The organism is Acinetobacter sp. YH12072, assembly GCF_013419565.1.
Lineage (GTDB): Bacteria > Pseudomonadota > Gammaproteobacteria > Pseudomonadales > Moraxellaceae > Acinetobacter.
In genome coordinates this window covers 1-23369 of sequence record NZ_VOZV01000020.1, presented here as the reverse complement: position 1 = coordinate 23369, position 23369 = coordinate 1, and the positions used below count along the sequence as shown (strand labels likewise).

General features: G+C 33.0%; 21 protein-coding genes. All 21 read left to right on the top strand.

Annotated features, from left to right (window positions below):
• The 21 genes from FTU19_RS09935 (at position 1) to FTU19_RS16325 (ending at position 23146) form a co-directional block, all read left to right on the top strand.
• Positions 1–1518: an oligosaccharide flippase family protein gene (locus FTU19_RS09935; protein WP_017401306.1), complete on the top strand. Its 1518-nt coding sequence runs from the start codon at positions 1–3 to the stop codon at positions 1516–1518.
• Entirely contained in the window at positions 1515–2849 is a 1335-nt protein-coding gene (locus FTU19_RS09930; protein WP_017401305.1) for a Coenzyme F420 hydrogenase/dehydrogenase, beta subunit C-terminal domain, read from the top strand. The genes FTU19_RS09935 and FTU19_RS09930 overlap by 4 nt, the downstream gene beginning before the upstream one ends.
• Position 2850: 1 nt before the next feature.
• Positions 2851–3987 carry a polysaccharide pyruvyl transferase family protein gene (locus tag FTU19_RS09925; protein ID WP_017401304.1) on the top strand — a complete coding sequence of 379 codons (1137 nt, stop codon included), beginning with the start codon at positions 2851–2853 and terminating at the stop codon, positions 3985–3987.
• A gap of 42 nt (positions 3988–4029) precedes the next feature.
• Positions 4030–5130, top strand: a complete 1101-nt coding sequence (locus FTU19_RS09920) for a glycosyltransferase (protein WP_180131008.1) — start codon at positions 4030–4032, stop codon at positions 5128–5130.
• 61 nt (positions 5131–5191) lie between these two features.
• Positions 5192–6265, top strand: a complete 1074-nt coding sequence (locus FTU19_RS09915) for a polysaccharide pyruvyl transferase family protein (RefSeq protein ID WP_180131005.1) — start codon at positions 5192–5194, stop codon at positions 6263–6265.
• A gap of 2 nt (positions 6266–6267) precedes the next feature.
• Positions 6268–7242, top strand: coding sequence for a glycosyltransferase family 2 protein (locus FTU19_RS09910; protein ID WP_180131002.1), 975 nt, complete (start codon positions 6268–6270; stop codon positions 7240–7242).
• Between the two features lie 45 nt (positions 7243–7287).
• Positions 7288–8406 carry a glycosyltransferase gene (locus FTU19_RS09905; protein ID WP_180130999.1) on the top strand — a complete coding sequence of 373 codons (1119 nt, stop codon included), beginning with the start codon at positions 7288–7290 and terminating at the stop codon, positions 8404–8406.
• Between the two features lie 39 nt (positions 8407–8445).
• Positions 8446–9456 carry an EpsG family protein gene (locus FTU19_RS09900; RefSeq protein WP_257225447.1) on the top strand — a complete coding sequence of 337 codons (1011 nt, stop codon included), beginning with the start codon at positions 8446–8448 and terminating at the stop codon, positions 9454–9456.
• Between the two features lie 2 nt (positions 9457–9458).
• Entirely contained in the window at positions 9459–10337 is an 879-nt protein-coding gene (locus tag FTU19_RS09895) for a glycosyltransferase family 2 protein (RefSeq protein WP_180130993.1), read from the top strand.
• The gene (locus FTU19_RS09890) at positions 10334–11464 is read left to right on the top strand and encodes a glycosyltransferase (RefSeq protein WP_180130990.1); all 1131 of its coding nucleotides are present in this window, start codon (positions 10334–10336) and stop codon (positions 11462–11464) included. The genes FTU19_RS09895 and FTU19_RS09890 overlap by 4 nt, the downstream gene beginning before the upstream one ends.
• Positions 11465–11479: 15 nt before the next feature.
• Positions 11480–12112 (top strand): sugar transferase, encoded by a 633-nt coding sequence (locus FTU19_RS09885; RefSeq protein ID WP_180130987.1) that lies wholly within the window; start codon positions 11480–11482, stop codon positions 12110–12112.
• Entirely contained in the window at positions 12090–12641 is a 552-nt protein-coding gene (locus FTU19_RS09880; protein WP_180130985.1) for a GNAT family N-acetyltransferase, read from the top strand. The genes FTU19_RS09885 and FTU19_RS09880 overlap by 23 nt, the downstream gene beginning before the upstream one ends.
• Positions 12638–13525 (top strand): 1-aminocyclopropane-1-carboxylate deaminase/D-cysteine desulfhydrase, encoded by an 888-nt coding sequence (locus tag FTU19_RS09875; protein WP_180130982.1) that lies wholly within the window; start codon positions 12638–12640, stop codon positions 13523–13525. The genes FTU19_RS09880 and FTU19_RS09875 overlap by 4 nt, the downstream gene beginning before the upstream one ends.
• Positions 13526–13533: 8 nt before the next feature.
• A complete protein-coding gene (locus FTU19_RS09870; protein WP_180130979.1) occupies positions 13534–14541 on the top strand; it encodes an ATP-grasp domain-containing protein in 1008 nt (335 codons plus the stop codon).
• A gap of 17 nt (positions 14542–14558) precedes the next feature.
• Positions 14559–15728, top strand: a complete 1170-nt coding sequence (locus FTU19_RS09865; protein WP_180130976.1) for a DegT/DnrJ/EryC1/StrS aminotransferase family protein — start codon at positions 14559–14561, stop codon at positions 15726–15728.
• A gap of 135 nt (positions 15729–15863) precedes the next feature.
• A complete protein-coding gene (locus FTU19_RS09860; protein WP_180130972.1) occupies positions 15864–17738 on the top strand; it encodes a nucleoside-diphosphate sugar epimerase/dehydratase in 1875 nt (624 codons plus the stop codon).
• A 26-nt stretch (positions 17739–17764) separates the two neighbouring features.
• Complete coding sequence (galU, locus tag FTU19_RS09855; RefSeq protein WP_180130970.1) at positions 17765–18640, top strand: UTP--glucose-1-phosphate uridylyltransferase GalU; 876 nt, start codon at positions 17765–17767, stop codon at positions 18638–18640.
• 15 nt (positions 18641–18655) lie between these two features.
• On the top strand, positions 18656–19912 hold the full coding sequence (locus FTU19_RS09850; protein WP_180104984.1) for a nucleotide sugar dehydrogenase: 1257 nt from the start codon (positions 18656–18658) through the stop codon (positions 19910–19912).
• Positions 19912–21567 (top strand): glucose-6-phosphate isomerase, encoded by a 1656-nt coding sequence (pgi, locus tag FTU19_RS09845; protein ID WP_180130967.1) that lies wholly within the window; start codon positions 19912–19914, stop codon positions 21565–21567. Before FTU19_RS09850 ends, pgi begins: the two co-directional genes overlap by 1 nt.
• 22 nt (positions 21568–21589) lie before the next feature.
• Positions 21590–22606, top strand: a complete 1017-nt coding sequence (gene galE / locus FTU19_RS09840; RefSeq protein WP_180130964.1) for a UDP-glucose 4-epimerase GalE — start codon at positions 21590–21592, stop codon at positions 22604–22606.
• A gap of 186 nt (positions 22607–22792) precedes the next feature.
• Complete coding sequence (locus FTU19_RS16325; RefSeq protein ID WP_373684947.1) at positions 22793–23146, top strand: beta-1,6-N-acetylglucosaminyltransferase; 354 nt, start codon at positions 22793–22795, stop codon at positions 23144–23146.
• Positions 23147–23369 lie beyond the last annotated feature (223 nt).

The window sequence follows — 23369 nt, the reverse complement described above, 5'->3', positions numbered from 1 at the left end:
ATGTCAAATAATACTGTAATTTTAAAAAATACTTCATATCTAATCATTCGTACACTAATATTAAGTGTAATTGGCTTATTTACAGTCCGAGAAGTACTTAGACTACTAGGTGTTGAAGATTATGGTTTATTTAATTTAATATTTGGAATAGCTACTTTATTCACATTTATTAATGGCGCGATGATTTCATCAAGTCAAAGGTATTTAGCTTACTATATCGGTAATAAAGATCAAAAAAAATTAAATGAAGTATGGTCAAATATTTTATTTTTACATTTATTGATAGGGATAATAGTATGTTTAAGCCTATTTTTTTCTAAAGATTTTATTTTGAATGGATTGCTATCCATTAATCTAGAATATAAAGAAGCTTCATATTTTATTTTTAATTTAGCTATAGTTTCTGTGTTTATTACTATTTTTCAGTCACCATTTAGTGCTTTGATATTAGCTAAAGAAAAAATGTCTTTTTATGCTCAAATATCTTTATTAAATGGAGTAATTAAACTTTTAATAGTTTATATTTTATATTGGCTGTCAGATCCTTTATTAGTTAAATATACACTGTTATATGTTTTTTCTAGTTTGTTAACTTGCGTTATATATATATTGTATTGTTGGAAGAAACTTAATCAAAATACTATTATTAAGATTGAAAATATTTCACTGTTAAAAGAAATATTTTTTTATTCATCTTGGAATATTTTTGGTAATTTTGCATCGGTTGCCAAATTTCAAGGTATTAATATTTTATTAAATTTATTTTTTGGAGTTGCTTTAAATGCAGTATATGCTCTTACAAATACAATAAGTGGGGTTATTGTAGGTTTAATAAATTCAGTTACAACAGCTATTAATCCACAAATATATAAAAGTTATGCTCAAGAAAATTATGAACGTACTAGTGTATTAATTAACATTGGATCAAAATTTAGTTTCTTTTTTTGCCTGCTTGTTATTTCACCAATCATATTTAATCTTCAGTATTTATTAGAGTTATGGCTCCATGAAATACCACAGTACTTAGTAAGCTTTGTAGAGTTAGCGCTAGTTGTCATGCTGATAGATAGTCTTTCAGGAACATTAATGACAGGAATACAAGCAACAGGGAAAATAAAAATATACCAAGTTGTAGTGAGTATTTCAGTTTTTATGAACCTTCCTCTATCTTATTTAGCATTAAAATTTTTATCTGATCCTTGGGTTGTATATTGGGTCGCATTGTTGATGTCTTTTATAAGCCTAGGATTAAGATTGTATTTTTTAAGCCAACTAACTAAATTCAGTATAGAAATATATATAAAATCAGTTTTAGTTAAAGTACTTTCTGTAGTATGTAGTTCTGGAATCTTTTCCTGGGTTTTCAATAAAAATTTTGAAATACATTATCAAATGATTTCATTTTTTATATCATCAGTTGTTACAGTATTAATTGTAGTGATCAGTATCATTTTATTCGGTCTTTCATCTGCAGAAAGACAATTTATTCAAAATAAGATAAAGGGTTACTTAAAATGAGTATTAATTCTATTGTTGCAAATAATTTATGCACGGGTTGTGGAGTTTGTATTTCTGAAGATAAAAGTCATCAGGCAAAAATGGTATGGAATAATGAGGGATTTCTTGTACCTTCACTAGGTCAAAATTCAACTCAAGATAAAATGATAAAAGTATGCCCTTTTGCACTACAGCAAAAAAATGAAGATGAATTAGGGTTGATGTTTCTACAACAACCAGAAAATCAATATCAGGATAAAATTGGATATTATTATGAACTCTATGCAGGATATAGTAAGGAATTTCGTGAAACATCTTCATCTGGTGGAATAGCAACATATATATTCAAAACATTGTTAGAAAATAAATTAGTAGATAATTTATTCATTGTTAAGGAGGTCGATGGGCAATATGCTTATCAATTCTTTTCTAATGTTAAAGAAATTACTCAGATATCAAAAACAAGATATACCCCTGTAACTCTAGAGAAGCTATTTCAAGAAATTTCGGAAATAGATGGAACAGTTGCAGTTTCTGGGGTTGCCTGTTTTGTTAAAGCAATACGTTTGAAGCAAATATATAATCCAGAATTAAAAGAAAAAATAAAATTTGTGGTAGGAATTATTTGTGGGGGATTAAAGAGTAAGTATTATACAGATTACTTAGCACAAGAAGCAGGTTGTCAAAGTGAATATAGTCATGCTCAATATAGAGTGAAAAACGAGCAGAGTTATGCCTTGGATTATAAGTTTTCCTGTGAAGAAAAATTAACCAAAAGAATTCATATGGTAGAAATGCGTTCTTTAGGAGATATGTGGGGAACGGGTTTATTTAAATCAAATGCATGTGATTTTTGTGATGATGTAGTAACTGAATTGGCAGACATTTCACTAGGTGATGCCTGGATTGATCCTTATGATAAAAGTGGTTTAGGTAACAGTATTGTAATTACTAGAACTGAAATAGCAGAAAATCTAATAAGAAATGGATTAGATAAAAAGCACCTTAATTTAGATAAGTTAAATAAAGAAAAACTACTATTATCTCAAAATGGCAGTTTTAATCATAGACATAAAGGTTTACTTTATAGGGTAGAGCATGCAATTAAATCTGGAAAAAATTTCCCTATAAAACGGCAAAGATATTTAACTAAACAAAATATTTTTTTTAATTTTATTCAAAAATCAAGATTGAAAACTCGTCAAAACAGTCTAGAAATTTGGTTAGAGACTAGGGATAATTTAGATTTTAAAATGAAAATGAAGCCATATTTTGAAGATTTGAAGTTTTTTACTATATGGAATCATCGTGTAAATAAATTAAAAAAAATCCTTTTGGGTAAGAGTGTTTAAAATGACTAAAAAAATTGCAATTTTAACTCAGCCTCTTCATGTTAATTTTGGTGGCACCCTACAAAATTTTGCTTTGCAAAAAAAATTACTCCAAATGGGCTATGAAGTACAAACTCTTAATTATCAGTGGAAAAAAGCATCTGATTTTAGAAGATTTTTTTCAATAATTAAAAGTAGAGTATTATTCAAGAAAGTTAATTATCCTTTTTTTGATAAAGAGTTAAAAGCTTTAAGAATTGAACATACGCGTTTTATAAGTAATAATATAAATATTTCTCCTATTCTTTATTCAGTAGATGATTTAAAGAAATACTTTGATGAAAATAATTTTGATGCTGTTATTGTCGGAAGCGATCAGGTTTGGCGTGTTGCATATTCACCAAGAATTGAAAGTTTTTTCTTGGATTTTTTAAATCACAGTAACAAAATTAAAAAAATAGCATACTCTGCATCATTCGGAATAGATGAATGGCAATTTAATTCTGAAAAAACTCTAGATATTAAGAGTCTATTACAAAAGTTTAATGCTGTGTCAGTGCGAGAAAATTCTGCAGTTCATTTATGTCAGCAATATTTAGATATAGACGTTAAACATACTCTAGACCCAACACTCCTATTAGAAACAAGGGAATATATGGGATTACTAAATTCTAAGCAGGATAGTAGTAAGAATATTGGTAAAATTTTTGTATATATACTTGATAGAGATGAAAGTAAGGAAAAAATAATTAAGATAATCTCCCAAAAATTAGATAAAAAAGTTTTTTATAATCAACCTAAAAATAAAGTTAAAGATAGTTGTTTTGTTGAAAATTTAGAAGATTATATTTATCCATCAATCGAGGATTGGATTGGATCATTTTCTGCTGCTGATTTTATTATCACTGACTCTTTTCATGGAACAGTATTCTCAATTATTTTTAATAAGCCATTTATCTCAATAGTGAATAAAGAAAGAGGAGCATCACGTTTCAATTCTTTCTTAAGTCAATTGAACTTAACAAGTCGAATGGTTAGTGATATTGGTGATATTAATGATAATTTAATAAATAGCAAAATAGATTATAATAATATCAATAATAAAATTATTGAACTTAGGGGGAAATCTTTAGATTATCTTGAAAATTCTTTGTTTTAACTTTTTTATTATTTAAGATATTGTGAATATAGGTGCTGTATTTTGAAAAATAATATTTCTTTAATTATGCCCATTTTCAATGGGGAAAAATACTTGAAAAAATGCTTAAATAGTATTGTTAATGCTGTTAATGCTGTTAATGCTGTTAATGCTGTTAATGCTGTTAATGCTGTTAATGCTGTTAATGCTGTTAATGCTGTTAATGCTGTTAATGCTGTTAATGCTGTTAATGCTGTTAATGCTGTTAATGAGTTTTTTGTTGAATTGATAATAGTTGATGATGGTTCTAATGATAACTCAAAAAATATTATTGATGAATTCACTCAAAAATTTATTTGGATTAAATATTTCTATCAAGAAAATCAAGGTGCATCTACAGCACGAAATTTTGGATTAGAAATAGCGAATGGCATCTATATTGGTTTTGTTGATTGTGATGATGAAATTAAGCCTGAATTTTTTAAAGTTTTACAAAAGTTTACTCTTGATAAACCTGATTTAGTTGTATTTGGTTATGAAAAAATTTTAGCTAATACAGAGGTTAAAAAATTTTCTCCTGAACCAAAAAGAGAGCTTGGTGGAAATGAGAAGTTAATTAATGTTGTAGATGATAAAGAGTTATTTTGGTATCCATGGTCCAAAATATATAGTTATAATTTAGTCAAAAATATTCGTTTTGACCAAAAAATTAAATTAGGTGAAGATACTATTTTTAATTTATATGCTGTAAAAAATGCTAAATCGATTAAAAGAATTTCAAATATTTTATACTCTTACTATGAAAATGTGGGTTCACTCTCTAGTCCTACTTATAAATATGAATTGCTTGAAAATATGGAGCATCATTTTGAAAATAGACTTAAAGTGCATGAGACTTTAGATAGTGTTGTAAAATTAGACATATCTAAATACTATCTAGGACATATTTTGCCTTGGTTAATTAATAATATTATGTATTTACCTGAAAGTGAAAGAAAAAAAGAACTTAAACGAATTTCTGAAAGTAATTTTTTTACGATATGCACTAAGTGGAAGTGGAATGTAGATAGTAAAGGGCAATATTTAATAATATTTTTGCTTAATTCAAGAATGTTTAATTTGCTTAATTTTTTATTAAAGATAAAATACTCTAGTAAAAGTTAATACTTTAAATACTAGGGTTCTACTTTTTAGAAAATCTTATTAATTTTATGGATTTATTTGGATGTTTAATCATATTAAAAAGATATTCCCTTTAAAGTTTAAGCAATATATTCATACTTTTTTGAACTGTGAAAAAGTAGATCTACCTGTAAGGAAACGGGCATTTATTTTCTTGGCGGCAGATTATGGAAATATTGGTGACCTAGCAATTTCTGCTGCTCAGGAAAAATTTCTAGAAGAAAATTTACTAGATTATGAAGTTTTTCCAGTCCCTATCAGTAAAACTAGACTTTGGTTAGGTTCAATTAAGAATCAGGTGACTTCTGAAGATATTATTACCATTATTGGTGGTGGTAATATGGGATCACTTTATCCTGATATAGAGGATTTAAGACAATTGGTAATTCAAAGTTTTCCATATAATAAAATTGTTTGCTTTCCACAAACTTTAGATTGGGAGGAATCTCAATCGTCTACTAAAGCTCTTAAAAAGATAGAAAAAATATATGCTAGTCATTCAGATATTCATGTTTTTGCAAGAGAGTTAATAACTTACAAGAAACTAGAAGACGTATTCAATGGCCAAAAAAATGTAAAGATTGGTTTTGTCCCTGATATTGTAATGAGTTCATCTGCTAAACAGTTAGGGGTGGTAAATAGTTTAAAGCCTAAAGGTATTTTGACTTGTCTAAGAAATGATAAGGAGTGTGCTTTAAAAGCTGAACACTATGCCATTTTAGATAGTGCTATTGGTGATACCAGTCTTACTATTATTAAGACAGATACACATGCAGGTGGTTCGGGTTTAAGCAAAGCAGAATGTAATACATTGCTTTCTAATAAAATTCAGCAGTTTGCTGAAGCTCAGTTAGTTATCACAGATCGTTTACACGGTATGATTTTATGTATCCTTTCAGGCACGCCTTGCTTGGTATTGCCCAATTCAAATCATAAAATAAGACAAACCTATTTGGACTGGTTGAAAGATCATCCACGGCTAATTTTTGTCGAACTTGAAAATTTTAATCAGGTTCCAAAATATATAGATCAACTTTTATCTCAACCTCGTGGTAATTTAACTGATTCACCTGTTGAATTGAATCAATATAAACCATTGCTTAAGGCTCTATCTTAAAAATGAATTGTCAAAATAATCCTTTAGTTAGTGTGATTGTGCCTGTTTATAATGTTGAGCAATATCTTGATGAGTGCTTGAATTCAATACGTCAACAGACATATGAGAATCTAGAGATTATTGTGGTTGAAGATTGTTCTACAGATAAATCCTTGGAAGTTTTGTCAAAGCACCTTAACGATCAGCGTATAAAACTTATTCGTCATGAAAAGAATAGTGGCCTTTCAGCAGCACGCAATACAGGTATAGATGCTGCGAAAGGGGACTACATTATGTTTGTAGATTCGGATGACTTAGTTCACTTATCACTTATAGAATTATGTGTGAAATATGCGATAGTAAATGATGCAGATCTTATAACATATAATTTCAAGGCATTTGAAGATGGTATCAAGTTAAGTCTACAATTAGACTTATCAAATGTGGATAATTTGAAAGTTTTAGAACAAGGTGAAAATTATTTTAATCAACAACATTTTGCTTGGCTAAAGTTTATTAGGACGAGTTTAGTTAAATCTAAAAGACTATATTTTCCAATTGGATTGTATTATGAGGACTGGCCATTTCATTGGGAGCTAGGTCTAGTTGCTAATAAAAAATTCCATATTCCTGCTGAATTGTTACTATATAGACAGCGAAAAACTTCTATTACAGGTTCTTCAGGTAAGAAACTTTTAGATCTATTTAAAGTTCATAGTTTAGTTTTAAATTTATTAGAACAATATAAAGCAGTTTCTTTAAAAGAGAAATTTGCCAATAAAGTAAAGATAAGCCAATGGAGTATTTTGACACGTATCGATAAAGGCCTTTTAGGCCAAGCTTTAAACGATGCAAAGCAAATTAATAAGGTTTTAAAAACTAAGAATTATAAATTTGAGATTAGTATACGTATTTTAATAATCAATCTTATTGTTAGCTTACCAAATATATTAGGTCTAAAAATGTTAGAACTTTTACGTTTTTTAATAAAGAGATGATTAAGCCTAAGTCTTTAAGGAATAAATTTAATTTTGGAAAGTTCAATGAATCCTATTAGAGTTTTACATATAGTCGGAAAAATGGACCGAGCTGGCGCAGAAACTATGCTTATTAATCTTTATCGTAATATTGATCGTACGCAGGTCCAATTTGACTTTATTACTTTTACCACTCAAAAAGGTGACTACGATGATGAAATTTTAGCCTTAGGTGGAAAGATTTATCCAATAATTGCGAATAATTCTATTGACCGCATGTTTAAGTTAACAAGCTTTTTAAAGCAGCATTCTGAATATCAGATTGTACATGCACATATGTTACTCAATAATGCTTTTCACTTGTTAGCAGCAAAACAAGCAGGGGTTAAACATCGAATTTCGCATTCGCATAATACACAGAATGCTAAATCTGGGATTGTAGCTAATTTTTACGAAAAATTTGCAATCTATCTAAATAAAAGTTTATCAACAAAAAGAATTGCGTGTGGTAAAGAAGCAGCTGAATATTTATTTAATACATCAAAAAATGTTTGGTTATTAAATAATGCAATTGATTTGCAACTATATAATGAAATTTCATTAACTAATAAAAATTCTTGGAAAGCGGTTAAAAGTGATCTTCAAGGTTTAAAAATTATCCAAGTAGGTAGATTGAATGAAGTTAAAAATCATGATTTTTCTTTAAAAATTGCTAGAAAATTAAAAGAGCTAGGTATTAACTTTACTTTTTTCATTGTAGGTCAAGGTCCTTTCCAAGATATTATTAAGAAAAATATACAAGATTATGGTTTAGAGGAAAATGTTTTTCTTTTAGGTGTCAGGAATGATGTTCCAAATTTGATGGCGGGCGCAGATGTTATGTTAATGCCATCTTTGCATGAAGGTTTTCCAGTTGTTTTAGTTGAAAGTCAAGCAGTGGGCTTGTTAAGTTTAATTTCCGATAGAATAGCTCCAGAAGTTGATTTAGATTTAGGTTTGGTAAATTTTTTGTCTTTAGATAATGTAGATACTTGGGTTGAAGCCTTAAAGAATCAAAAAAACAAATCTGTTTCTCAAAGTGAAATTTATACATGCCTACAAGCTTCTGGTTTTAATGTTAAAAAAAATGCAACAGATTTATTAAATTTTTATAAAGATCTAAAAAAATCGAATATAGGAAATTAACCTAAAATGTTTCCATATCTATTACTTCTAGGATTTGTGATGTTTTGGATTTTTTTAGAAAAAAAATCCTTAAATAGAAATGCATTTTGGGTACCATCTTTTGCATTGATAGTGTTTGCCACCATTCGTAATTCTACGGTGGGTACAGATACAGGATTGTATGTTAAAAACTTTGTCAATAAATTAGATCCAGATTATTATGAATTTCATGAAGGTATGGAGTCTGGTTATCTTTTACTAGAGTACATTATATTAAATATTAGTCATAATTATTTTTGGCTTTTCTTTATAACTTCTATAATTGTTGTTTTCTTACAAATGGTTGTAATAAAAAAATATAGTATAAATTATATTTTATCTATATTTATTTTTATTACATTAGGAGGGTATACATTTTTTCTAAATGGTTTAAGGCAAGGTATTGCTATGGCAATTTTTTTTGTGTCTTTACCGTTTTTAATTAATAAAAATTTTCTTAAATATTTTTTAATATGTATATTTGCTAGTTTTTTTCATATTAGTGCACTTTTTATGATTCCATTTTATTTTATTGTTAATTTAAAGTGGAAAATTGAGTGGAAAATAATATTTATATTTTTATCTTCATTACTGTTGAGTAAAAGCATGATTAACTTACTTGCTGACTCAAATGAAAAATATGCAGGATATACTGAGGTTTCTGATAGTTCGGGTGGATTTTTAATTTTATTATTTTATTTTGTTGTTTTTCTTTTGATTTATTTAATCAAAAATAAAATTAATATTAAAGATAATAAGGAGTTTAACGCTTTATTTCAATTTTATTCATGTGGGCTATTTTTCATACTAGGTATTTCATTCCTTCAGACAAATCCTTCGGGTCCTCAAAGATTATTATCGTATTTTATTCTTGCATTAATTTTTATTATTCCAATAGTGTTGAAAAATCTAAATAATAAGTTGATAAATTTATTTGTTATAATATTTCTCATAGTATACTTTATGTTGCGTTTAGATCGTTTTGCAAATTATGTACCCTATATTATTAACCCATATTTTGAGATATTTTAATCATGAAGGCTGATGATGTTTTTGTAAGCATAGGCATTCCTTTTTTTAATGCAGAAAAGTATCTAGCTCTTTGTATAGATTCCGTTTTGGCTCAAACCCATAAAAACTGGGAATTAATACTTATAGATGATGGTTCAACAGATAAGTCACTAGAGATAGCTTTATCTTATAAAGATAAGCGTATTAGAGTATTATCTGATGGTTTAAACAAAAAATTACCTGCAAGACTAAATGAAATTATTGAAGTAGCTCAATATGATTATATAGCTAGAATGGATGCTGATGATATTATGTCACCATTTAGGATTCAGCTACAATTAGAGTACTTAATTAATCATCCTCATATTGATCTCGTTTCAACTTCGCTATATTCAATATCTAATAATAATGAATTAAATGGAGTGAGAACGTGTAGGTTATCTTCCCCTACTAAAAAACAAGTTTTATTAGGGAGCTCGGGAATTGTTCATGCCTCATTATTAGTTAGAAAAAGTTGGTATAAAAGAAATAAATATAATGAAAAAATATATACTGCTCAAGATTATGAGCTTTGGGTTAGTGCTATAATCAAAAATGATTTGAAAGTTGGTTTTTTGCAAGATTATTTATATTATTATCGTGAAGAAGATAATGTAACAAGAAAGAAAATGCTTTATTCCTATAAAACTCAAATTAAGGTAATAAAAAAATATCATGAAGGAATATTATCAAATAATGAATATATTTTAAATTTATTAAAAATATATAGCAAAATTTTAGTTACTCATGCTTTTTATTTTTTATCAATTATGAAAGTTCTTTATAAATTCAGAAATAAAGAAGCTATTAAAGCAGAACATTATTCCGATTTCGATCTTCAATTAACTAGGATTTTGAAATGAATAGTAAAAAGTTGTATATATTAACAACAATACCTAATTCATTAAATTTTTTTAGCGGACAAATTAAGGAATTGGGTCAAAGTTATGATGTAACTTTAATTAGTTCATTTAGTCATAAGTTGAAAGATATTGCTGATGAAGAGAAAGTTAAATATAAAGGTATCTCTATGCAAAGAGATATTTCTCCTTGGAGAGATATCATTTCATTTATAAAAATATTAATTTTTTTTAGTTTTAATAGACCTTTTGCAATTCATTGTAATACTCCAAAGGCATCGTTATTAGCATTGGTAGTAGGATATATTTTAAGAATCCCAAGACGAATTTATTATATACATGGTCTTAGATATGAGGGGGCACAAGGTAAAAAAAGGAAACTGTTAAAGTTAATTGAATATATTAACTGTTGGTGTGCTACAGATATAATTGCTGTTAGTGATGGAATAAAATTAAAAGTAGAAAGTGAGATTATAAATAAAAATATTAAAGTAATTTTTAATGGAAGTCCCAATGGTATTGATGTTAAAAGTTTTACTAAATACTCGTGTAATATTCAGAAAACAAAAAGAGATTTAGAGATAGGTGAAAATGATTTTGTTTTTGGTTTTGTTGGACGAATTGTTTCGGATAAAGGAATAAATGAGCTAGTAGAAGCTTTTAACAGTTTATCTCAAAAAAATATTAAACTTATTCTAGTAGGACGTTATGAGCATGAATTGGATCCTCTAAAAAATAAAACTTTAAGTATTATAAAAAATAATCCAAACATTATTGAGTGCGGTTTTCAAAGGGATGTCAAAAAATTCTTATCAATCATGAATGTCTTTGTATCCCCCTCTTATAGGGAAGGTTTTGGCTTATCTGTAATTGAAGCTAATGCAATGGGTAAACCTGCTATTGTAACTAAAATTACTGGTTATGAAGAAATTATCGAAGAAGGGTTTAATGGTTTCTACGTATATCCAAGGGATAAAGCTGATTTATACGATAAAATGTCTTATTGTATAGCTAATGCGTCAAGCTTACAAAAAATGTCTATCAATTGCATTACAAAGATTTCTAAAAACTATGAAAGAAATGATGTTCAAGAGCATGCTATTATGCATTATAAAAACATCTTAGGATAGCTAAAGGTCTGAATAATGTATGCTCATTTTTTTAAAAGATTATTAGATCTTATTGTTTCATTAATTGCATTTACTTTATTAAGTCCTGTATTTATTGCAGTAATGATTTTATTGAGTATAGCAAATAAAGGTTCTCCATTTTTTTTCCAGCAACGTCCTGGCAAGAATGAAAAAATATTTAACATCATTAAGTTTAAAACGATGAATGATGCTAAAGATGATCAAGGTAATCTTTTACCTGATACCCAAAGGCTAACTAGGATTGGTGGTTTTGTTAGAAAAACCTCTCTAGATGAAATGCCACAACTTTTAAATGTTATTAAAGGTGATATGTCTTTAATTGGACCTAGACCTTTATTCGTAAGATATTTACCCTACTATACGAAACGAGAAGCTCTACGTCATAGTATAAAGCCGGGTATAACAGGATTAGCACAAGTTAATGGTAGAAACTTTTTAGATTGGGATAGTCGTTTAGAGTTGGATGCTCAATATGTAGAAACTATTAGCTTCATGAATGATATAAAAATAGCGTTATTGACTGTTAAAAATGTTATAGCAAGGAAGGATATTGCCGTAGTTCCAGGAGCTATTGGAAAGCCTTTAGATATTGAGCGAGCTAAAAATGAAACTAAGATTACTAAATAAAAACGATTTATCTTTACGAGTGCAATGGATGAATGATGCGCGGATTTATTCTACCATGCATTTCAAACCACCTGTTTCATTAACAAATACAATTCAGTGGTTTGACCTTAATAAGAATAATAATAAGCGTGTAGATTTTGTTTTAGAGACATTGGATGGCGAGGTATTAAGTATGTCTGGTTTAACCGGACTAGATGCTGATATCTTGAAAATGGAGTCTTATATTTTTGTTGACCCAGATACCAAAGCAAAAGGCCTAGGTAAAAAAACACTATTCTTACAATGTGTTTATGCTTTTGAAATTCTAAAAATAAATAAAGTTTATGCTTATATTGATTCAGATAATGTTGCATCTCAAAAATTATATGAAAAAATTGGTTTTAAGAAAGAAGGAATCTTACGTAATGAAACTAAAAGAGAAGATAGTTTTATAGATCGTTATTATTATGGTTGTTTCATAGATGACCTAGATAAAAGTTTATTTCAATATGAAGTTAATTATGACTATAAAGAGATTAGACTTTTATGATTATTTATCAAAAAATATATCAATCACAACTTAACCAAAATATTACTATTATCCGTGATGATTTATATCCATCTTTAGGCGGTGGTAATAAAGGTCGAAAAATTGATAGTATTGGTCAAGAAATCTTAGATAACTCCTATAAGGCTGTAGTAACGACAGGTGGTATTCAATCAAACCATTGTCGAGCAACAGCCGTTTTTTGTGCGCAACATCATTTGCAATGTACATTAGTTTTACATGGTGATAAAGATAAGTTTCTAAAAGAGTCTGGCAATGCCAAAATTATGCGTATGTCAGGAGCTAATATTATTTTTGTTGACCAACCCATAGATATTGGACCCACTATGGATCAGGCTATGTGTAAATATAAAGATATTGGTTTAAAACCTTATTATCTATGGGGAGGTGGGCATAATCTTCAAGGTGGTAAAGCTTATATTGATGCTGTTCAACAATTAAATTCAGAAGTACTAATAGATTACTTATTCGTAGCTTGTGGTACTGGATCTACCCAAGCAGGGATTATGGCTGGTTTATCTCAAAATAATATTGATTGTAAAGTGATTGGTATATCAGTAGCAAGAAATCAGCAATCTGCACAAGAACATGTGTCTACTTTCTATAATATGTTATGTGATACTTTTTCTATCCAAAGAAAACATGAAGTAATTGTCTTAGATGAATATTTATGTGGAGGTTATGAAAAATATAATAATGAATTAAAAAAAATATCAGATAATTCAATTCAGAATTATGGTTTTACTTTAGATACTACATATAGTGGTAAGGCATTTTGGGGTATGCAAGAGCACGTCTTAAAGCATAATTTACAAGGTAATATTGTATTTTGGCATACTGGCGGAATTTTTAACTTTTTGGCTTAAAGTGAATTATGAATATTTTATTTACATGTGCTGGCCGTCGTAATTATCTCATTAATTATTGTAAGCAAGCATTAAATGGTCAAGGTATAGTCTTGGCTACGGATATGAGTAATCTTGCTCCTGCAATGTCTGATGCAGATATCAGCTTACTTGTTCCTTCTATTTATAGTGAGGACTATATTCCAAATTTACTTAGTATTGTTAAAGAGTATGATATCAATGCGATCATATCTTTAAATGATCTTGAGTTACCTATTCTCGCTCATCATAAACAAGCCTTTGCTGACCTGGGCGCAAAAGTTATTGTATCGGATAGTTCGGTAATTGATATTTGCTTTGATAAAATTAAAACGCGTGATTTCTTAGCTTCTATTGGTCTTAATACCCCCCAGACTTTTACTAATTATAATCAAGCATTACTAGCGATTAAAGAAGGTCAATTAACTTTTCCACTCGTTTTAAAACCACGGTGGGGAAGTGCTTCAATTGGAATCGAATTTCCAGAAAGTCTAGAAGAGTTTGAATTAGCTTATAAGCTGCTAATGATTAAATTAAAGAACACAATTCTATTTGAGGCGAGTAAGAACGAATTAGATGCAGCCATCTTGATTCAACAGAAATTGAATGGACCAGAATATGGCATGGATATCGTAAATGACTTGGATCAAGAATATTTTACGACAGTAGTACGTAAAAAACTTTCTATGCGGGCTGGAGAAACAGATAAAGCGGTTTCTGTTATTGACCAGCGTTTTTCAGATATTGGCGAAAAAATATCAACTAATTTAAAACATATTGGTAATTTAGATTGTGATGTATTCGAGGAAGGTGGTGAGTTGTATGTGTTGGAATTGAATCCACGTTTCGGTGGTGGATATCCTTTTTCACATGAAGCCGGTATGAATACCATTCAGGCATATTTAGCTTGGTTGACTGGTGAAAAACTAGAGAGTTCTTTTAATCAATATAAAGCTGATCTCGTATTTTCTAAGTGTGATCGTCTTATTCGTATTTAATTTTTAGGGAATACATCATGTTAAACACTGCATTTGAACCATGGCCAAGCTTTACGCAAGAAGAAGCCGATGCTGTCTCCCAAGTCTTGTTATCCAACAAAGTGAATTACTGGACTGGACAGGAATGCCGTGAATTTGAAAAAGAATTTGCTCAATTTGCTGGCACACAATATGCAGTAGCATTGGCGAATGGTACCGTGGCTTTGGATGTAGCCTTGAAAGCCTTGGGAATTGGCGCAGGGGATGATGTGATTGTCACCTCACGCACTTTCTTGGCCTCGGCTAGCTCCATTGTAACTGCTGGGGCAAATCCGATTTTTGCCGATGTGGAAATGGACTCGCAAAATATCTCACGTCGTACGATTGAAGCAGTTTTAACGCCTAATACCAAAGCGATTATTTGTGTGCATCTCGCTGGCTGGATGTGTGATATGGATCCAATCATGCAATTGGCAAAAGAAAAAGGCCTGTATGTGATTGAGGATTGTGCCCAAGCCCATGGTGCCATGTATAAAGGAAAATCTGCAGGTTCAATCGGTCATATTGGTGCCTGGTCATTCTGTCAGGATAAGATTATGACCACTGGCGGTGAAGGAGGAATGGTCACTACCAATGATGAAAACTTATGGAAAAAAATGTGGTCTTATAAAGATCATGGTAAAAACTTTGACAGTATATATAACAAACAGCATCCGCCGGGATTCCGCTGGTTACATGACTCTTTTGGTACCAACTGGCGCATGATGGAAATGCAGGCTGTGATTGGACGGATTCAATTGAAGAAGATGTCCGAATGGACAGCACAGCGTAATGCAAATATGGAAAAAATTTATGCTGCATTTGCAGATAGCCCATATTTTACAGTTCATCGCCCATCCGATGAGTATGTCCATGCCGCATATAAATGTTATGTACAGGTCAATACAGATCAGTTGCCTGAAGGCTGGTCACGTGACCGGATTATGACAGAGATGAATGCCTTGGGTGTGCCATGTTTTAGTGGATCTTGTTCCGAGGTGTATTTGGAGCATGCTTTTGATGGTACAGCATGGCGACCGACACAGCGTTTGCAAAATGCGCAAAAACTCGGTGAAACCAGTTTGATGTTCTTGGTCCATCCGACATTAACAGAAAATAATATTCAAACAACTAAAGATGTTATTCAGCAGGTGATTAGTCGCATATAATTCTCTAGGATTCAATCATGTAAAGTGTATCTTTATAGGTACACTTTAAACATTTATCCAAGTTTTTACCTCAATTCTCTCTAATATTTAATATGGGGTAAAAATTTATAAATAATTATTGAGAAGACACAGCAAGTGAAATCTATCATTCTACCCTTAGTTGAATCCCCACGTGCGGCTAAACAGACATTTCTCGTTATTTTGGACTTCTGCATATTTCCCGTCCTGATCTGGCTTTGCTATGCCATTCGTCAATTCGATTTGGGTGCAGAAGTTGTTCCCAATATTCCTTTTGGTACAGTTTGGGTCAGTACCATTGCTGTATTGGCTTTATTTGTTTGTGGTGTTTATCGTTTTATTGTTCGTACTTTTAATGAATTTTTTATTGTTAAATTAGGGCTAGCCACTGTTCTGGCAGTCATTGGTTTGTATTTGCTTGCGTATGCGACCCATGCGTTCATTCCTACTTCTATTCCTTTGATGTTTGGCTTCATGATGTTTGCCTGGGTTTGGTTTAGTCGAGGATTGATCCGCTTTATTGTTCGTTCATATCTATATGCCGGAGTATCGAAAAAACGGATTGCGATTTATGGTGCAGGTTATGCAGGGCAGCAGGTTGCAGCAACTTTAAATCGTTCTAATGAACATTTACCAGTCATGTTTATTGATGATAATCCTTCATTGAGCGGTCAGAATATTGGGGGAATTCAAGTTTATGCACCAGAAATTGCATTAAAATCTTTTACCAAACTACGTATTGATGAAATTCTGATCGCACTTCCTTCAGTGGGGCGTATCCGTAAAAGCGAGATCGTAAAATTCTTGGAACCTGCCCATTTAAAAATTACTGAAATTCCAGGTCTGACTAAACTGGTCAATGGTGAAATTCGAGTTTCTGATATTCAGGAAGTCGATATTATTGACCTTTTAGGACGTGATCCAGTCCCTCCTGTAGCAGAACTACTAGAAAAAAATATCAAAGATAAAGTTGTAATGGTTACAGGGGCAGGAGGCTCCATTGGCTCAGAGCTATGTCGTCAAATCATTAAAAATCAACCGGTAAAACTTATTATCTATGAGCTGACAGAGTTTGCTTTATATAGTATCGATAAAGAATTACGTCTTAGTGCCAGCTGCGAAATTATTCCAATTCTAGGTTCGGTAGTGGATGAAAGTAAACTGGAACGGGTCATTGAGCAATATGGTGTTCAAACTGTCTATCATGCTGCTGCTTATAAACATGTTCCTTTAGTAGAATGTAATCCATTGGCTGGCTTAAAAAATAATGCGGTAGGGACGGCCTTTAGTGTCAATGCAGCTGTCAAAAAAGGGGTCGAGACTTTTGTACTGATTTCAACTGATAAAGCAGTACGTCCAACCAATGTGATGGGGGCTACCAAACGTATGGCAGAGCTTTATTGTCAGGCCATGGCTGAAGCACAAAATCAAACCCAGATAAGTATTGTACGTTTCGGGAATGTCTTAGGTTCATCGGGTTCGGTTGTCCCATTATTTAAACAGCAGATTGCCAAGGGTGGCCCTATCACTGTCACTGACCCTGAAGTGACACGTTTCTTTATGACAATTCCTGAAGCTTCGCAGTTGGTGATTCAGGCAGGTGCTTTAGGCACAGGTGGTGATGTATTCCTGCTCGATATGGGAGAACCGGTAAGAATTCAGGATCTGGCCCGTCAGATGATTTCACTGAGTGGCTTAAAGGTGAAAGACAGTCAAAATCCCGATGGTGACATTGAAATTAAATATACAGGATTGCGTCCAGGTGAAAAATTGTATGAAGAGCTGTTAATTGACCAGGAAAATACAGAGATTACTTCACATAAGCGAATTTTAAGATCGGTAGAAAAACATTATCCTTTAGCTGAAATTCTGGAAGTATTTAATCGTATGCATGTGCTGACAGCGACTCAAAGTGATGTAGATTGGGCTTTAATGCAGCTTGAACATTATGTCGATGGTTATCAGCGTGGTCAGGAAATTAAAGTAAATTAAAGTTGGAAATAATTAGGTTGAATAACATGATTAAAAAGGCAATTCTCCCTGTTGCAGGACTTGGCACACGTTTTTTACCGGCCAGCAAATCCATTCCTAAAGAAATGGTGACGGTGGTTGACCGTCCGGCAATAGAATATGTCGTAAAAGAAGCAATTGCAGCTGGAATTGAACAAATTATTTTGGTGACGCATTCTTCCAAAGCATCAATTGAAAATTATTTTGACCGTAACTTTGAACTTGAAACTACACTTGAGCAAAAAAATAAAACCGATTTGCTTAAAGAAGTTACTGAAATTTTACCCCCTCATGTTAGTGTGATTAGCGTACGTCAGCCACAGCCTTTAGGCCTTGGTCATGCGGTACTTTGTGCTAAAGCTGTGATTGGTGATGATGACTTTGCTGTCCTGTTACCCGATGTTCTGGTTAAAGAGCAAGATACTCAAAATGACCTGTCTCGCATGATTCAACGTTATGAACAATCTCAGGCATCACAAATCATGGTTGAGGCAGTTCCTGATCATCTGGTTGATCAATATGGGATTGTGGATGTGCCTGCTTCGCCTGCGGAAGGTGAAAGCACGGTGATGCAAGGTATTGTGGAAAAGCCGGCGATTGGTACCGCACCGTCGAATTTATCTGTGGTAGGTCGTTATATCCTTCCGGCAAAGATTATGCAACTACTGGAGCAGACACCGAAAGGGGCAGGCAATGAAATCCAGCTAACTGATGCGATTGCACTATTACAGCAAACAGAGGTTGTCGAAGCTTATCGGATGAAGGGTCAAACCTTTGATTGTGGTAGCAAGCTCGGCTATCTTAAGGCTGTATTACATTATGGCGTAGATCATCCTAAACTCGGTGCAGAGTTTAAAGCATTGATTCAGGAACTCGCCTTATAATAAAAAAGGGATATTATGAAAGTCGCAGTATTAGGAAAAACCTTATTCTCAGGGGTTATTTCAGCTCTATTGGCTGAATGTGGCCATCAGGTCGTATGGTGTAATAGCTTCAATACAGGTGAGCCTGCTCGGACTTACTTTCAGGATGAATCCTTACAACTATTATTACAAAAACAGGAAGAATCCGGTTTTTTAAACTGTTGTGATTTTCAGCATCTGAATTTTAATCAGGATGTCTTTTTCTTTAGTTTTAATGCGACAGAAGAGCAGCTGGCATTTAAGATGTTAAATACCATTCATCATGCCTGCTTTGCACACCCTAAACTGATGATTAATGCATCCACCTTTGGTTTGCATGGTACAGCGCGATTCCAGCAACTTTTACCGAATGATGACTGGGTCTATCTTCCAGATATTATTCAGGAAGGAAATGCTATTCGCAGTTTCGTTCAAGCCACTCAACTGATTGTGGGTTGCGATCAACCTGATGTACAGCTCAAAGTTAGAGAGTTGTTACGTCCCTTGTTCCCTCGTGCCCAGCAATATCTGTTTATGCCTATTCTGGATGCAGAATTTACCAAGCTGAGTATTTCCGGCATGTTGGCTACCCGGATCAGTTATATGAATGATCTGGCAAGTGTCGCTGAAAAACTGGGAATTGATATTGAGCAAGTCCGTCAGGGTATGGCGGCAGATAATCGTATTGGTTCAGCTTATTTATTTCCAGGGGTGGGCTTTGGTGGAGAAAACTTTTCTCATGATATCCGGACGCTGACTCACGCCGTAGCGGATTCAGGGGTGAAAAACCAGTTACTGGAACAGGTGTGGGATATTAATGAGCAACAGAAAGAGTTGCTATTCCGGAAGTTGTGGAATTATTTCCGTGGAGACCTGCAAGGGAAAACAGTCGCCATCTGGGGGGCTGCATTTAAGGAAAATACCCCAAGTATCCAGCAATCTCCGGTACATGCCATGTTGGCAGCATTGTGGGCGCAAGGTGCAACAGTGAAACTGCATGATCCACAGGCTTTGACCAATATTGAACAGATTTATGGTCAACGTACTGATTTAATCTTATGTGAAGACCAGTATCAGGCGGTAGAAGATGCAGATGCATTGTGTTTAATCACGGCCTGGAAACAGTATGGTAGCCCGGATTATGCTTATCTCAGCAAGTTGATGCAGCATCCTTTGATTCTGGATGGACGTAATCTCTATGACCCTGCTTATATCAAGTCACGCGGTTTTAACTATATTGGGGTGGGACGTTGATGTTAGACCAGCTTAAATCAGACCAGAATACCAATAATGCTTATAAAAAGCTGAATTCTGTAAAAGAACAATTGAAATCGATCCATTTACGCCAACTCTTTGCAGCAGATCCTGAACGGTTTAACCAATACTCGGTACAATTTGAGGAGGTAGTTTTTGACTATAGCAAACATAGAGTCAATCATGATGCTGTGCAGCATCTGATTGAGTGGGCAGAGACACAAAATCTAAGATCCTGGATCGGGTCTTTATTTTCCACTCAGACGATTAACTATACTGAACAACGTGCAGCCATGCACTGGGCCTTACGTTTGCCGAAAGAGGACCAGCAGCATGAAGATTTGGCAGCTAAAGTTCATGCTCAATTAGACCGTATGTATGCTTTGGTCGAGCAGATTCATGCCGGACAACGCCGTGGCGCTACCGGTGAAGTCATTCAGGATGTAGTGAATATCGGGGTGGGGGGATCTGACTTAGGACCATTAATGGTTAGTCATGCGCTCTCGGATTTCAAATATCAATCTGCCAAACCTTTGAATGTGCATTTCGTTTCCACGATGGATGGTAGTCAGCTATCTGAATTGCTGCATCAGTTACGTCCAGAAACCACACTTTTTATTATTTCTTCCAAGTCATTTGGAACGATTGATACCTTATCCAATGCTCAAACAGTGCGTTTATGGCTGGAAAAATCTTTAGGCCAACATCCTTCTATCGTGAAGCATCATTTTATTGGGGTATCCACTAAACCTGAAAAAATGACAGCCTGGGGAATTGCACCCGAAAATCAGCTATTGTTATGGGATTGGGTCGGTGGGCGTTATTCTCTCTGGTCGTGCATTGGTTTACCGATTGCACTCAGTATTGGAGTGGACGGTTTTAAACAACTGCTTGCTGGTGCTTATGCTGTAGATCAGCATTTCCAGTACAAGCCTCTGGAACAGAATATCCCAGTATTAATGGGCTTACTGGGTGCCTGGAATACAAATTTTCTGGATATACAGACCCATGCCATCTTACCTTATGATGGACGTCTGAAATATTTTGCGTCTTATTTACAGCAGCTGGAAATGGAGTCCAATGGCAAGTCCATCCAGCGCAATGGTGAAAAAGTACAGCTCGACACTTGTCCGATTATTTGGGGCGAAGTTGGACCAAATGCCCAACATGCCTTTTACCAGCTGTTACACCAAGGCACCCAAGCAGTCAGCTGTGATTTTATTGCTCCTGTAAAACGTTATAACAGTCAGCAATATACCTATGTCGATAATGCTGATGCTTTGATTGAACAGCATCATCTGGCTTTATCTAACTGTCTGGCACAATCACGTTTACTGGCATTTGGTAATGATGCCTTGGATCAGACTGAGTTACAGGGCTTACCAGCCTATAAACAATATGAGGGTAACCAGCCAAGCAGCACTATTTTATTACAGGAACTAAACCCTTATAGCCTCGGAATGCTGATTGCATTGTATGAGCATAAAGTTTTTGTGCAGTCGGTGCTTTGGAATATTAATCCATTTGACCAATGGGGCGTAGAAAAAGGTAAGGAAATTGCCAATCAGTTATTGCCTATACTGAATGGTGAGCAAACTGATATTAGCGGTTTAGATGGTTCAACCCAGGGTTTGATTAAAATCCTAAAAGCTTGATTAAAATTGAATTAGGAAAGATATGGCTAAAATTTTAGTAACGGGTGGAGCAGGTTATATTGGTTCACATACCTGCTTGGAACTATTAAATACTGGGCATGACGTCGTAGTATTGGATAATTTATCCAATAGCTCGGTTGAGTCTTTAAATCGTGTCCAGCAGTTGGCTCAAAAAAGCCTGAAATTTGTCGAAGGTGATATTCGAGACAGTCAGATCTTAGATCGAATATTCCAGGAAAATACCATTGATGCGGTGATTCATTTTGCTGGTTTAAAAGCAGTTGGTGAAAGTCAACAAATTCCATTAGCTTATTTTGATAATAATATTGCTGGTTCAATTAGCCTGGTGCAAGCGATGGAGCGAGCTCAGGTTTTTAAACTGGTATTTAGCTCGTCTGCAACTGTCTATGACGAAGCCAATATTTCTCCGTTAAATGAAGAAATGCCAACAGGTATGCCAAGTAATAATTATGGGTATACTAAATTAATTGTAGAACAGATTCTAGAAAAACTAGCGATTGCAGATACACGTTGGTCAATTGCCTTATTGCGTTATTTTAACCCGGTGGGTGCACATAAAAGTGGCCAGATTGGAGAAGATCCACGAGGGATTCCAAATAATCTAATGCCTTATGTGACTCAAGTCGCTGTAGGTCGTCGTGAAAAACTATCTATTTTTGGTAATGACTATGACACAGTAGATGGGACTGGAGTACGTGATTATATTCATGTGGTTGATTTAGCTAATGCACATTTATGTGCATTAAACAACCGACTAACATCTCAAGGATGTAGAGCTTGGAATATTGGCACAGGGAATGGAAGTTCAGTTCTTCAAGTTAAAAATACTTTTGAACAAGTAAATGGAATAAATATTGCATTTGAATTTGTATCACGTCGTGAAGGTGATGTGGCAACTTCATTTGCAGATAATAAACGTGCAATAGAAGAATTAGGATGGGCACCACAGTATGGTTTGGAGGATATGCTAGCTGATAGCTGGAAATGGCAAAAGCAGAATCCCCATGGATATGGATAATAAAATATGAATTTTATTTATGGGATTATGTGTCATCAATTAACTAATCCACTTGTTTATCTTGTAAATGAGCTGATTAAAAGTCCTAATAGTAAAATTTTAATTCATGTAGATAAAAAATCAGATCTTGATCATATAAAGAGATCGTTACCAAGCAGCTCACAAATAGAATTTTAGACAGAAAGAGTGGATGTGCATTGGGGTGGTTATACTCAAATTGAGGCCACTCTAAAACTTTTAAATTATGCTAACCAATTTGAATATAAGTATTTCTCTTTATTGTCCGGTGATGATATTCCATTAATGTCTATTGAAAGTATAGAAAAATATCTTTTAAGCAGTGATCAGGAATATATCGGTTATGAACTTCAAGCAGATCCAAAAAACCGGATTAAATATTTGTATCCAGACTTCTTTTTTATTAAAGAAAAATCAATTTTAGAAAAAATCAAATGTAAGCTAATTATTTTTTTACATAAACTTGGTTTATATACTCAAAATATAGAAGGGTTGCCGAAACTATATAAAGGATCTTTATAGTTTATATTAAGCCATCAGGCGGTTCAATATATTTTAGACTTTATAAAAAATAATAAAGACTATGATTTGGCCTTTAGAAAATCACTGTGTGCCGATAGAGGTGGTCCCACTTGTTTGAACAACTAAAAGCGTATTTATAAGTGATATTCCGCTCTAGTTAAGCCACCTTGTTTTGTTGGGGTAGCTGATCATAGTAAAACTCATTTGGTGTCATTTTGTCTAG

What these genes read in the sequence shown, in the direction of transcription:
- FTU19_RS09910 (WP_180131002.1), top strand. Translation starts at nt 6,268, where the DNA reads ATGAATTGTCAAAATAATCCTTTAGTTAGTGTGATTGTGCCTGTTTAT.
- FTU19_RS09885 (WP_180130987.1), top strand. Translation starts at nt 11,480, where the DNA reads ATGTATGCTCATTTTTTTAAAAGATTATTAGATCTTATTGTTTCATTA.
- pgi (WP_180130967.1), top strand. Translation starts at nt 19,912, where the DNA reads ATGTTAGACCAGCTTAAATCAGACCAGAATACCAATAATGCTTATAAA.
- FTU19_RS09870 (WP_180130979.1), top strand. Translation starts at nt 13,534, where the DNA reads ATGAATATTTTATTTACATGTGCTGGCCGTCGTAATTATCTCATTAAT.
- galU (WP_180130970.1), top strand. Translation starts at nt 17,765, where the DNA reads ATGATTAAAAAGGCAATTCTCCCTGTTGCAGGACTTGGCACACGTTTT.
- FTU19_RS09890 (WP_180130990.1), top strand. Translation starts at nt 10,334, where the DNA reads ATGAATAGTAAAAAGTTGTATATATTAACAACAATACCTAATTCATTA.
- FTU19_RS09900 (WP_257225447.1), top strand. Translation starts at nt 8,446, where the DNA reads ATGTTTTGGATTTTTTTAGAAAAAAAATCCTTAAATAGAAATGCATTT.
- FTU19_RS09865 (WP_180130976.1), top strand. Translation starts at nt 14,559, where the DNA reads ATGTTAAACACTGCATTTGAACCATGGCCAAGCTTTACGCAAGAAGAA.
- FTU19_RS09850 (WP_180104984.1), top strand. Translation starts at nt 18,656, where the DNA reads ATGAAAGTCGCAGTATTAGGAAAAACCTTATTCTCAGGGGTTATTTCA.
- FTU19_RS09915 (WP_180131005.1), top strand. Translation starts at nt 5,192, where the DNA reads ATGTTTAATCATATTAAAAAGATATTCCCTTTAAAGTTTAAGCAATAT.
- FTU19_RS09895 (WP_180130993.1), top strand. Translation starts at nt 9,459, where the DNA reads ATGAAGGCTGATGATGTTTTTGTAAGCATAGGCATTCCTTTTTTTAAT.
- galE (WP_180130964.1), top strand. Translation starts at nt 21,590, where the DNA reads ATGGCTAAAATTTTAGTAACGGGTGGAGCAGGTTATATTGGTTCACAT.
- FTU19_RS09880 (WP_180130985.1), top strand. Translation starts at nt 12,090, where the DNA reads ATGAAACTAAGATTACTAAATAAAAACGATTTATCTTTACGAGTGCAA.
- FTU19_RS09935 (WP_017401306.1), top strand. Translation starts at nt 1, where the DNA reads ATGTCAAATAATACTGTAATTTTAAAAAATACTTCATATCTAATCATT.
- FTU19_RS09905 (WP_180130999.1), top strand. Translation starts at nt 7,288, where the DNA reads ATGAATCCTATTAGAGTTTTACATATAGTCGGAAAAATGGACCGAGCT.
- FTU19_RS09925 (WP_017401304.1), top strand. Translation starts at nt 2,851, where the DNA reads ATGACTAAAAAAATTGCAATTTTAACTCAGCCTCTTCATGTTAATTTT.
- FTU19_RS09875 (WP_180130982.1), top strand. Translation starts at nt 12,638, where the DNA reads ATGATTATTTATCAAAAAATATATCAATCACAACTTAACCAAAATATT.
- FTU19_RS09930 (WP_017401305.1), top strand. Translation starts at nt 1,515, where the DNA reads ATGAGTATTAATTCTATTGTTGCAAATAATTTATGCACGGGTTGTGGA.